Source organism: Vicinamibacterales bacterium, assembly GCA_035699745.1.
Lineage (GTDB): Bacteria > Acidobacteriota > Vicinamibacteria > Vicinamibacterales > 2-12-FULL-66-21 > JAICSD01.
The window spans coordinates 53,165-65,263 of record DASSPH010000073.1 but is presented as its reverse complement, the minus strand read 5'-3'; the positions used below and the strand labels follow the sequence as shown (position 1 = coordinate 65,263).

General features: G+C 69.9%; 9 protein-coding genes and 1 pseudogene. 8 read left to right on the top strand and 2 right to left on the bottom strand.

The window, feature by feature from the left end; genetic code table 11:
• The 5 genes and pseudogenes from VFK57_18440 to VFK57_18420 all read left to right on the top strand — a co-directional run.
• Nucleotides 1–1,101, top strand: a 1,101-nt coding sequence (locus VFK57_18440) for a S1 RNA-binding domain-containing protein (GenBank protein ID HET7697700.1), incomplete at its 5' end; no start/stop codon positions are given.
• A 93-nt stretch (nt 1,102–1,194) separates the two neighbouring features.
• Nucleotides 1,195–1,476, top strand: a pseudogene (locus tag VFK57_18435) (HU family DNA-binding protein).
• 240 nt (nt 1,477–1,716) lie between these two features.
• Nucleotides 1,717–2,208 (top strand): HIT domain-containing protein, encoded by a 492-nt coding sequence (locus VFK57_18430; protein HET7697699.1) that lies wholly within the window; start codon nt 1,717–1,719, stop codon nt 2,206–2,208.
• A gap of 162 nt (nt 2,209–2,370) precedes the next feature.
• Nucleotides 2,371–3,216: a hypothetical protein gene (locus VFK57_18425; GenBank protein ID HET7697698.1), complete on the top strand. Its 846-nt coding sequence runs from the start codon at nt 2,371–2,373 to the stop codon at nt 3,214–3,216.
• Between the two features lie 341 nt (nt 3,217–3,557).
• Nucleotides 3,558–4,697 carry an acyl-CoA dehydrogenase family protein gene (locus VFK57_18420; GenBank protein HET7697697.1) on the top strand — a complete coding sequence of 380 codons (1,140 nt, stop codon included), beginning with the start codon at nt 3,558–3,560 and terminating at the stop codon, nt 4,695–4,697.
• On the opposite strand, the gene lgt is transcribed toward VFK57_18420, so the two are convergent.
• Nucleotides 4,687–5,715, bottom strand: coding sequence for a prolipoprotein diacylglyceryl transferase (lgt, locus tag VFK57_18415; GenBank protein HET7697696.1), 1,029 nt, complete (start codon nt 5,713–5,715; stop codon nt 4,687–4,689). The two genes, VFK57_18420 and lgt, sit on opposite strands and share 11 nt — an antisense overlap.
• Nucleotides 5,712–6,890: an acyl-CoA dehydrogenase gene (locus VFK57_18410; GenBank protein HET7697695.1), complete on the bottom strand. Its 1,179-nt coding sequence runs from the start codon at nt 6,888–6,890 to the stop codon at nt 5,712–5,714. The genes lgt and VFK57_18410 overlap by 4 nt, the downstream gene beginning before the upstream one ends.
• Nucleotides 6,891–6,912: 22 nt before the next feature.
• On the opposite strand from VFK57_18410, the gene VFK57_18405 reads away from it, so the two are divergent.
• From VFK57_18405 to VFK57_18395, 3 genes are read left to right on the top strand one after another with little or no spacing between them, the layout of a single operon-like run.
• A complete protein-coding gene (locus tag VFK57_18405; protein HET7697694.1) occupies nt 6,913–9,054 on the top strand; it encodes a VWA domain-containing protein in 2,142 nt (713 codons plus the stop codon).
• Nucleotides 9,055–9,114: 60 nt separating this feature from the next.
• Nucleotides 9,115–9,429: a PadR family transcriptional regulator gene (locus tag VFK57_18400; GenBank protein ID HET7697693.1), complete on the top strand. Its 315-nt coding sequence runs from the start codon at nt 9,115–9,117 to the stop codon at nt 9,427–9,429.
• A complete protein-coding gene (locus tag VFK57_18395) occupies nt 9,426–12,098 on the top strand; it encodes an ABC transporter permease (protein HET7697692.1) in 2,673 nt (890 codons plus the stop codon). Before VFK57_18400 ends, VFK57_18395 begins: the two co-directional genes overlap by 4 nt.
• Nucleotide 12,099: the final 1 nt, after the last annotated feature.

The following is a 12,099-nucleotide window of genomic DNA, read 5'->3' as shown; positions in this document are numbered from 1 at the left end:
GCCGAGGGCAAGGTCCTCCGCGGCGTGGTGAAGAACATCACCGACTACGGCGCGTTCATCGACCTCGGCGGCATCGACGGCCTGCTGCACATCACCGACATGTCGTGGGGGCGGGTGACGCACCCGTCGGAGCTGTTCACGGTCAACCAGGAAATCGACGTCATCGTGCTGAAGTACGACCCGGCGACCGAGCGGGTCTCGCTGGGCCACAAGCAGCTGCACAACGATCCGTGGTCGAACGTCATCGAGCGCTATCCGGTCGGCGCGCGGATGTCCGGCAAGGTGGTGAGCCTGACCGACTACGGCGCGTTCGTCGAGCTCGAGCCGGGGGTCGAGGGGCTGATCCACGTCAGCGAGATGTCGTGGAGCAAGCGCGTCAAGCACCCGTCGAAGATCCTCAACGTCGGCGACACCGTCGAGACGATGGTGCTCGGCGTCGACCCCGGGGCGCGCCGCATCTCGCTCGGCCTCAAGCAGGTCGAGAGCAACCCGTGGCACGAGCTGTCGGAGCGCTATCCGATCGGCACCACGATCACCGGCAAGGTGCGCAACCTGACCGAGTTCGGCGCCTTCGTCGAAGTCGAGGACGGCATCGACGGCCTGATCCACATCTCCGACATGTCGTGGAGCAAGCGGCTGAAGCACCCGTCCGAGGCCCTGAAGAAGGGGGACACGGTCGAAGCGATGGTGCTCAACATCGACGCCGAGAACCAGCGCCTGTCCCTGGGGCTCAAGCAGCTTCAGACCGATATCTGGGACGAGTTCTTCCAGCAGCACCACGTCGGCGACACGGTGGAGGGGAAGATCGTCCGGATGACCAACTTCGGCGCGTTCGTCGAGCTGGCGGAAGGCATCGAGGGGCTGATTCACGTCTCGGAGTTCGACGACTCGGCGCAGAAGGGCAAGGACGGCAAGCTCGATCTGCAGGTCGGCGAGACCTACCAGATGAAGATCATCAAGCTCATTCCCAGCGAGCGGAAGATCGGCTTGAGCATCCGCGCGCTCAAGAACGAGGAGTTCCGCGCCGACTGGGAGGCGTACACGGAGTCGACCGGACGGCCGGAAGTGACGCTCGGCGATCACTTCCGCAACCAGCAGTAGCCAGTCTCCAGTGACCAGTTGCCAGGAAGAGCTTACTGGCAACTGGACACCGGCAACCGGGAACTCGCAGCGAGCGACGGGAGCGAGGCAACTATGAACACCGGCAGCATGACGAAAGCGGAGCTCGTCGAGGAAGTCTCGCGGGTTTCGGACCTCACGAAGAAGCATTCGGAAGTCATCGTCGACACGGTCTTCAAGAGCATCATCGACGCGCTCCATCGCGGCGAGAAGATCGAGCTGCGCGGGTTCGGCAGCTTCCGGCTGCGCCGGCGGGAGCCGCGCAAGGGGCGCAACCCGAAGACCGGGGACAAGGTGGACGTGCCGCCGAAGAAGGTCCCCTACTTCAAGCCCGGCAAGGAGCTGAAGGAACTGATCAACCGCGATGCGGACGCCCCGGCACCGCCGGCGCCGCCCGCGGTGTCAGGCTCGGACCTCGCCGGAGTTTGACATTGCAGATTGGCGATTGCGGATTGGCGATCGACGTTTGGCGATTGGCGATTGGCGATCGACGGATTGAAGATTGGGGAATGCGCTCAATCACCAATCAACAATCCGTCGATCAGCAATCCGTCAATCGACACTTGTCGATCGGCAATCGGCGCTCGGCCATCTGAAATGGACCACCTTTGGAGCCCGTGGCGGCTCGCCTATATCACCGGGGCGAGCCAGGCCACGGGCTGTGTTTTTTGCGCCGCCCTCACGAGTCCGGACGCGGAGCCGCTCATCGTGTTCCGCGGCACCGCGTGCTACGTCATCCTGAATCTCTTCCCGTACAACAACGGGCACCTGATGGTGATCCCCAACCGCCATATCCCGTCTCTCGCGGCGGCGACGCCGGAGGAGCTGCGTGAGCTGATCGACCTGACGCGGACGGCGGAGCTCGCGCTGACCGAAGCCTACGCGCCGCACGGCATCAACATGGGGATCAATCTCGGCAAGCCGGCAGGGGCCGGCGTTCTCGACCACGTGCACATGCACGTCGTCCCGCGCTGGAACGGCGACACCAACTTCATGAGCGTGGTCGGACAGACGCGCGTGCTGGCGGAGGATCTGCCGGTCACCGGGGCGCGTCTCAGACCGGTGTTCGCCCGGCTCGCCGGCGGCTGAGTCCCGCCCCGGCCGCTTCGAGCGGCGATCGCGCAGCGCCAGGCCCCCCGTTCGCTGATCACGAAATCGCGGCTGGCCTTACGAAACTGCGATTGGATCGCGGCGGAAATCTCCCCCTGGCGGCGGATTCGCGCGGGCACGGAATCGGCACGCACCGCGCGCATGCGTCGAACACTCTGCACCATCGCGCTGCTCGCGGCCGGCGTCGTCCCGGCGGCCGCGGCGGACTCGTGGGGGACGGCGGTCAAGCGGGGGGACTACGCGACGGCCGCGACGCTGCTGCATCAGCACGTGTTCGAACCCGAGCGCGCGGTCAAGGGCCCGGAGCCGGCGGCGCTGAAGCAGCTCGCGCTCCTGTACGCGGAAGGCAAGGGGGTGACGCGCGACGCCGTGCTCGCGTGCGGCCTGCTCCGCGCCCACGCGGTTGCCGCCACGAAGGCCGCCAGGAGCGGCCCGGCGGCGCGCGCCGCGCAGGCGCTGGTGGAGAAGTATTGCGCGCCCTTGAGCGCCGCCGATCGCGCCGCCGCGTTCGCGGCGATGACCTGCCCGCGCATCGGCCTGTCGCGCGGCGAGCCGATCAAGCTCGGAACGGGCTGGACCATCCAGTTCAACGATCGCAGCGCCACCATCACCCAGAACGGGCGGACGCGCGAGCAGGCGCTGCCCGGCGACCTGCTGTGCCGCTCGCAGGTCCTGATGCTGCGCCATTCGACGATTCCGGCATTCGGCAGCCGCGGCCGCGCGCGCCACGTGATCGAACAGGTGACCGTCCAGTCTTCGCGCCGCGGCGGCGTGCTGACGCGGGATCTGGTGTGGCAGCTGTACGAGGTGCGGGGCCTGGAGCTGGATCTCGCGGCGGTGCAGCGGTGGCAGGAGCCCGGCTCCGCGTGGCCCACGCCGGCGCTGCCCCCGGCGCTCGTGCGCGGCGTGAGCTATACCGTCCACGCCGACGCGGTCGAGTACGAGATCGACGAGGCGCGTCGCGGGCGGATCGCCGAGCGGCAGTAGTTGCGCGTCTTCTGAGTGCTTGCGCGCGACCGGGTCACGGCAAGCACCGTGATGCCCCAGTGGGCCGCGTCGCGCGGCGCGGGCGCATTCCAGTGGTCATGGGAATGTGAATCGTCGCGTCGCCGCCGGCCGATTCGGTCTGTTGGCAGCGCATTTCCCAGACCTCCCGTCCCGCTGCATCGGCAATCACCCGTAATCGAACAGCCGGCCGCCGGATCCCTCGCCGATGGCGTACGCGCGAACGCCGTGCAGCAGGACGCCGGCCGCGACCAGGGTGCCGAGCGTGATGAGCCGCAGGCGCAATGAGACGGCAGGCCCGGCAAATGGTTCAATAGGAGGTCATGGATTTCGAATTGACCGCCGCGCAGGCGGCATTCCAGCAGGACGTCGCGCGATTCGCCGCGGAACGGGTCGCACCGGAGGCGGCCGCGATCGATGCCGACGGGCGGTTTCCGAAGTCGCTCATCGCGGACGTGGCATCCCGCGGCCTGATGGGTCTGACCATCCCGGAGGCGTGGGGTGGAGGCGGCCGCGATTACGTCAGCTACGCGCTGGCGATCGAGGCGCTCGCGCACGCCAGCGCCGTGGTGTCGGTGATCGCCACCGTCAACACCTCGCTCGTCGCCGAACCGCTCGCGGCGTTCGGCACCGGCGCGCAGCAGCAGACCTGGCTGCGCCGCCTCGCCACGGGGGCATCGATCGGCGCGTTCGCGCTGTCCGAAGAACAGGCGGGGTCGGACGCGGCGAATCAGCAGACCGCGGCGCGGCTGGACGACAGCGGCTACGTGCTGAACGGCCGCAAGGTCTGGGTCGCGAACGCGGAGGCGGCGGACGTGGCGATCGTGTTCGCCGCCACGCAGCCGGGGAGCCGCGGCCGCGGCATCGGCGCCTTCGTCGTGCCGCTCGACACGCCCGGGATCCGCCGCACGCGCAAGGACGACTCCCTCGGGATGCGCGGCCTGGGCTGCGTCGATCTCGAACTCCAGGACGTCCATGTCGGCGGCGACGCGCTGCTCGGCGGGCCGCGGGACGGGTTTGAGATCGCCATGTGGGCGCTGGACGGCGGCCGCGTCGCCATCGCGGCGCAGGCGCTGGGCGTCGGCCATGCCGCGCTGGACGCGGCGATCGCGCATGCGAAACGCCACGAGGCGTTCGGGCAGCCGATTGCCAACTACCAGGCGATTCAGTGGATGCTCGCCGACAGCGCCACCGAGCTGGACGCCGCGCGGATGCTGATGCTGAAAGCCGCCGACGCGCGCGGCCGTTCCGATCGGCCGACCCTCGAGGCCTCGATGGCCAAGCTGGCCGCCTCGGAAGCGGCGCATCGAGCCGCCGATCGCGCGATGCAGATTCTCGCGTCGCACGGCTACCGCCGCGGCTCCCTCGTCGAGCGATTGTTCAGGGACGTGCGCGCGACGGAGATCTATCAGGGGACGTCGGAGGTGCAGCGGATGGTCATCGCCGATCGGATCATCGGGTGATCCGGCGATCGGGCGATCGCGTGGTCGTCCGGTACCGCGCGGTGTCGATGGACGGGTAGAGCCACGTTCGCGTCATCCCGGGATGGCGCGACGCGTATCGGACCGGCACGTCCTGCGTCCAGTTGCTCGGGATCGTCAGGCAGAACAGCAGCAGGAGGGCGAACGCGAGGCGCTGGACCGCCAGCGGCTTCTCGTCTCCCGCCGGCGGCGTTCGCGCCGTCCCGCCGCGATCCGCGCTCAGCCGCCCCTGCCGGCGCAGGCGCGAGCGATAGAGCAGCACGAGACCGATCGTCATCATCACGATGTTGAGCGTCTGGCCGGTGCCGAGCGCGAGGCGGAAGGTCGGATAGTCGCGGAACAGATCGATCGCGATCCGCAGCGAGGCGTACCAGAACACGAACCGGGCCGCGACCGCGCCCGGCGTCGGGTTGGTCCGGCGCACGCGCAGCAGATAGGGCACGAGCAGCAGGTTCTTCAGTCCGTCGTAGAGCACGACGGGATGACGGAACCCATCCGCGTCGGGAAACTTCACGGCCCACCACACGTCGGTGACGCGTCCGACGATCTGGCCGTCGATGAAGTTGCCGAGCCGCCCCAGGCCGAGCAGCAGGGCGCCGGGGATGACGAGCGCGTCGGCGAGGGCGAGGAACGACAGCCGTTTCCAGCGCGCGTAGAGGACCGTCGCTCCCAGCGCGCCGAGCAGCAGTCCGTGCGTCGCCATGCCGCCGAGCCAGAAGGCGGGGAGCAGCTGCGGATGGGCGCGATAGAGCGGCCACTCGTCGAACGCCACCTGCACGGCGCGGCCGCCGAGGAGCACCCCGGCGCAGAAGCACAGCGCGAGCGCATACGCGTCGCGGCGGCTCAGACCGAGGGCGGCGCGGCGGCTGCGGACGTAGAGCAGAACGTGAAGGAAGCCGAAGGTGTAGCTGAGGCCGTACCACCAGAGGTAGACGCCGCCGATGCTGCCGACCATCGGCAGAACGGGGTCGAGGCGATGGACGAACGGACCGGGGGTCACCCGAGCAGCTGCTTGGCGATCGTCTGCAGCTGCAGGTTCGACGTTCCCTCGTAGATCTGGCCGATCTTGGCGTCGCGGAACAGCTTCTCGACCGGATACTCCTTGACGAAGCCGTTGCCGCCGAACAGGTTCACCGCCAGCGAGGCGACGCGCTCGGCGACCTCCGACGAGAAGATCTTGCAGATCGCCGCCTCGGTGAGGAACGGCCGTCCCGCGTCGCGCAGCCGGGCGGCGTTGTAGACCGTCAGCCGCGCCGCTTCGAGATCGACCGCCGCGCGCGCGATCTGGTGCTGCACCGCCTGGAACTCGGCGAGGGGTTTGCCGAACTGCTTCCGCTCCTTCGTGTACCTGATGGTGTGATCGAGCGCCCCGGCGGCGAGGCCGATCATCTGCGCGCCGATGCCGATGCGCCCCTCGTTGAGCGTCTCGATCGCCGTCTTGTAGCCCTTGCCGACGTCGCCGAGCACGTTGGCCCTCGGCACCCGGCACTCGTCGAGGATCAGCTCGCAGGTGCTGCTCGCGCGGATGCCGAGCTTGTCCTCCTTCTTGCCGACGGTGAAGCCGGGGAAGCCGCGCTCGACGACGAACGCGGTGATGCCGCGGTAGCCCGCCTCGGGATTGATGGTGGCGAAGACGAGGAAGACGTCCGCCTCGTTGCCGTTGGTGATCCACAGCTTGCGGCCGGTGAGGACGTAATCGTCCTTGTCCTCGCGGGCGCGGGTGGTCAGCGCGAAGGCATCGCTGCCCGAGCCGGCCTCCGACAGCGCGTAGGCGCCGACCGTGCCGGACGCGAGCTTCGTGAGATAGCGGCGCTTCACGTCTTCGTGGCCCCAGCGCAGGAAGGCGTTGGCGACGAGCGTGTTCTGCACGTCCACCAGCACGCCGACCGACGGGTCGACGCGCGACAGCTCTTCCACCGCGATCACCGCGTGGAAGAAGCTGGCGCCGGCGCCGCCGTAGGTCTCGGGGATCTCGATCGCCATCACCCCGAGGTCGAAGAGGTCGTCGACGAGGGGGCGGGGGATCTTCGCCTGCTCGTCCATTTCGCGGACCAGGGGGCGGATGCGCGTCTCGGCGAATTCGCGGACGCTGTCGCGGAACAAAAGCTCGTCTTCGGCCAGAATCGTCAATGCGGACGCCGGTTCCATCGTGCCGCTCGTCTCAGGGGGGGCCATGTCCGGGATGTTATCATCGGCCATGCGGGTCCATGCTCGACTCTTCGCGACCGGCACGCTCGCCGCCGCCCTGGTGCTCCACGGCGCGGCGCAGCAACCAGCGCCCCCTCAACCGGCGCCCGCCTCCGCGCAGCCGCAGCAGCAGCCGCCGCCGCCGGCGCAGCCGCCGCCGGCGGGGCAGCGTCCCCCGGTCATCCGCAGCGGCATCAACTTCGTCAGCGTCGACGTCATCGTCACCGACAAGAAGTCCGGTGAAGTCGTCCTCGACTTGAAGCAGGAAGACTTCGACGTCCGCGAAGACAAGCGGCCGCAGAAGGTCGAGACCTTCGACGTCGTCAAGATCGACGCGCTGGTCGCCGCGACCAACCCGAAGGAAATCCGCAGCACCTACGACGAGGAGTCGGAGGCGCGGCAGCCGAACGTCCGCCTGTTCGTCGTCCTGCTCGACGACTATCACGTGCGCCGCGGCAACGATCTCGCGGTGAAGAAGCCGCTGATCGACTTCGTCAGCACGCAGCTCGCGCCGCAGGACATGGTCGCGTTCATGTATCCGCTGACGCCGGTGACCGCGCTGACCTTCACCCGCAACCGCGACTCGATGATCGCGGCCATCAACAAGTTCGAGGGGCGCAAGGGGCTCTACGAGCCGCGCAACGAGTTCGAGGAACGCTACGCCTACTACCCGGTGCAGACGGTCGAGAAGATCCGCAACGACGTGACGATGGACGCGCTCAAGGGGGCGGCGGTGCGGCTCGGCGGCATGCGCGACGGGCGCAAGTCGATCATCTTCGTGAGCGAAGGGTTCACCAGCACGGTGCCGGCGCAGTTGAACGAGCCGGTCGCGGCGATGCCGGGGATCGCCGGGCCGCGCCCGCAGCCGAACCAGAACATACAGGACCCGCGCGCCGACTCGCAGCGGTTCTTCAATCAGGCCGAGCAGCTGTCGCGGCTGCGCGAGGTCTACGACACGGTGAACCGGAACAACACGTCGATCTACGCGGTGGATCCGCGCGGCCTCGCCGTGTTCGAGTACGACATCAACCAGCGCGTCGGGGTGCAGCAGGACCGGCAGGACCTGAACGCGTCGATCGACTCGCTGCACGTGCTCGCCAACAACACCGACGGGCGCGCGATCGTCAACCGCAACGATCTCGCGGCCGGCATGAAGCAGATCATGCGCGACGCGAGCGGCTACTACCTGCTCGGCTACACGTCCTCGGCGGCGCCGACGGACGGCAAGTTCCACAGCATCGAGGTGCGGGTCAAGCGGCCGAGCGTGGAGGTGCGCGCGCGCAAGGGCTACTACGCCTACACGGCGGAGGACGCGGCCCGCGCGACGGCTCCGCCCAAGGCAGGCCCGCCGCCCGACGTCGCCAACGCGCTGAACAAGATCGTCGAGCCGAACCGCGCCGGACTGCCGGCCCGGTTCTGGACCGGCACCGCCCGCCAGCCGGACGGGAAGACCCGGGTCACGTTCGTCTGGGAGCCGCTCGGCGCCTCCGCCGACGCCCGCGTCAGCGACGCCGCCGCGCGCGTGGTGCTCACCGCGACCGGCGCGGACGGCAGTCCGCTGTTCCGCGGTCCGGTCGGGTCCGCCGACGCCGGCGATGGCGCAGCGGCGCCGGCATCGGGCGGCACGGCGGCGACCACGGGGTCTGCCGCGGCGCCGTCTCCGGCCGGGGCGGCGGTGACGTTCGCCGCGCCGCCCGGGCAGATCGATCTGCGGATGGTGGTGGAGAACGCGCGCGGCCAGGTGATCGACACCAGCACGCAGTCGCTGACCGTGCCGGATTACGCGCGCACGCAAGTCTCCTTCAGCACGCCGCGCCTCTATCGCGCCCGCACCGCGCGGGAGGCGCTGCTGGTCCGCAACAACGCCGACGCGCCGCCGACCGCCACGCGCGAGTTCAGCCGCGCCGAGCGGCTGCTGGTACGGCTCGACGCCTACGCCGCCGGCGGCGGGGCGCCGGAAGTCACCGCCAGGCTCCTCAATCGCGCCGGCACGGCCATGGCCGACGTGCCGATACAGGCGGCGGAAGGGAAGCCGTACCTGATCGACTTTCCGCTCGCCTCGCTCGCCGCCGGTGAATACATCATCCAGGTGAACGCCAAGACCGCGTCGGGCGCGGCGCAGGAGATGATCGCCTTCAAAGTCGGAACGTAGGCTGCGGCAGTTGCCAAACCGCCGTCCGGGCGTTATGCTCCTCGCGTGGACATATCCAAGTTGGACATATACCTGCTGCTGGCGCTCGCCGACGGTCCCGCCCACGGCTACGCCGTCATGCAGGCGATTCGCCAGCGATCGGCGGGTACGGTCAGCGTCGGGACGGGATCGTTCTACCGGCGGCTGTCGGCGCTCATCGACGCGCGGCTCGTCGAGGAAGCCGATCGGCCCCGCCAGGACGATCCGCGGCGCGGCGCGTACTACCGCATCACCGCGGCCGGACGCCGCGCGCTGAGCGGCGAGCGCGACCGGCTCGCCGCGCTGGTCGCCGCCGTGGACGGGCTGCGTCCGGCTTCCCGGCGGGGGCGGACGTGAGCGCCGGTTCCCGCCTGTTCGACCTGCTGCTGCGCGCCAGTCCGCGGGCGGCGCGCGAGCGGTTCGGCGCCGGGATGCGGTACGGCTGGGCGCGCGACCTCGCCGAGGCGCGATCGCGCGGCCGCCGCGCCGTCGCCGGCTTCTGGATCGTCACGATCATCGAGGCGTGTCGCTTTGCGGCGGCTGAACGGACACGGGGCGCCTCGCTGCGCGGATCCTTGACCATCGACTGGCGCGACGCCTGGCGATCGCTGCGCGCGGCGCCGCTGGTCAGCGCCTTTGCGGTCCTGTCGCTTGCCCTCGGCATCGGCGGCGCCACCGCGCTGTTCTCGATCCTCAACACGCTCGCGATGAAGCCGCTGCCGGTGCGGGATCCCTACGGTCTGCTGCTGCTCGATCAGGGATCGTGGACCAATCCGATCTGGGAAGCGATCCGCGATCGTCAATCGGGCATCGCCGCCGGCGCATTCGCCTGGGCGGGCGATCGTTTCAACATCTCACCCTCGGGTGCCGCCGACACCGTGCAGGGGCTGTGGGTCAGCGGCAGCATGTTCGAGGTGCTCGGCGTCGGCGCGGAGATCGGCCGCACCATCTCGCCGGCCGACGACGTGCGCGGCGGAGGCGCCGATGGCCCCGTGGCGGTGATCGGGTACGGCTTCTGGCAGCGCCGCTACGGCGGCGCGCCGGACGTCATCGGCCGCAGCCTCAGCATCGAGCGCGTGCCCTTCACCATCGTCGGGGTCGCGCCGCAGGGCTTCTTCGGACCCGACGTCGGGCGCAGCTTCGACGTGGCGATTCCGCTTGGCGCCGAGCCGCTCGTCCGCGGCCGTGACAGCTCGCTCGATCAGCGCAGCCGGTGGTGGATGAACGTCATGGCGCGGCTCCGTCCCGGCCAGACGATCGAGGACGCGACGGCGCGCCTGCGCGCGGTCCAGCCGCAGATCCGCCAGGCAACGCTGCCGGCGCTGCGCCGCGCCGAAGACGCCGCCGAGTACCTGGCCGCGCCGCTCACGTTCGTGGCCGCGCCTGGCGGCCGATCGATCCTGCGGCCGCGCTACGAGCGTCCGCTCACCATCGTCCTCGGCGTCGTCGGCATCGTCCTGTTGATTGCCTGCGCCAACGTCGCCAACCTGTTGATCGCGCGCGCGACCGCGCGACGGCCCGAACTGACGCTGCGGCTTGCCCTGGGCGCCTCTCGCTGGCGGCTCGGCCGGCAGCTGCTGGCGGAGAGCGCGATGCTCGGCGCCGCCGGCGCGGCGCTTGGCGTCTGGCTCGCGGGGCACGCCAGCCGGCTGCTGGTCGCGCAACTGTCGTCGGTCTCGTCGAGCGTCAGTCTGGATCTCACGCTGGATCCGCGTGTGCTCGGCTTCACCATCGCCGTCAGCCTCGGCTCGGTCCTGCTGTTCGGCGCCGCTCCGGCGTTGACGGTGAGCCGGCTCTCGCCGAACGACGTGCTCAGGGAGCATGGCCGGACCGGATCCATGGACCGGCCGACCCTGGTTCGCCACGCCAGCGTCGTGATCCAGGTGGCGCTGTCGCTTGCGCTCGTCGTCGCGGCCACTCTCCTGACGCGAACGTTCGTCCAGCTCGTCTCGCGGGACGCGGGATTCGATCGGCGCGGCGTACTGCTGGTGAACGCCGATCTGTCCCGCAGCGGCGTCGCAACCGCCGCGCTCGGGGATGCGCTCCAGCGTCTGGTGAACGCGGTGGAGGCCGTGCCCGGCGTCTCGTCGGCCGCCGCGTCGTTCACGACACCGGTGGCGCCGGCCGGATGGAATACGCCGATCGCGGTGCCCGAGGGATCGCCGCTGACCCGCCGCGAGCGCATGTCCTGGATGAATGCCGTGTCGCCGGGGTGGTTCTCGACGCTTGGCGTCCGCCTCGTCGCCGGGCGCGACTTCAACGCCGGGGACCGGCACGGTGCGCCGGCCGTGGCGATCGTGAACCGCGCGTTCGAGCGCCGGTTCCTGGGGGGACGACCGGCGATCGGCCAGATCGTGCGCCGCCCTTTACCGGGACGAGCGGCCGAGTACGAGGTCGTCGGCGTGGTCGAGGACGCGGTCTACCGATCCCTGCGCGCGCCGATGGAGCCGACGATGTACCTGCCGCTGCTCCAGGCGGACGATACCGGACCGGTCATCGTCCTCTCCCTCCGATCGCAGGGCGTTCCGCCCCGTGTGCTGGTGAAGAGTGTGGCCGCAGCGTTGGAACGGGAGCAGCCGGCCGCGGTGCTCGGCTTTCAGACGCTCGACGAACAGGTGCAGACGTCGCTCGCGCAGGAGCGTCTCGTCGCTACCGTCGCGGGGTTCTTCGGCGGCCTCGGCCTGCTGCTCGCCGCGATCGGGCTGTACGGCGTGACGTCACACGGCGTGACGCTGCGGCGCGGCGAGATCGGGATCCGGATGGCGCTCGGCGCCAGCGCGGACGGCGTGATCCGGATGATCATCGCGCGCGTCGCGAGGCTGGTCGCTCTTGGAATCGTGCTGGGGGCCGCGCTCTCGGCGTGGGCGGCGACGTACGTGCGGACGCTGCTCTATGGCCTCGAGCCCCGCGATCCCTGGACCTTCGCCGCAGCCGCGCTGCTGCTGACGGTTGTGGCGGCGCTCGCCGCCTGGCTGCCGGCACGACGTGCGTCGCGCATCGACCCGATGCAGGCGCTGCGCAACTGAC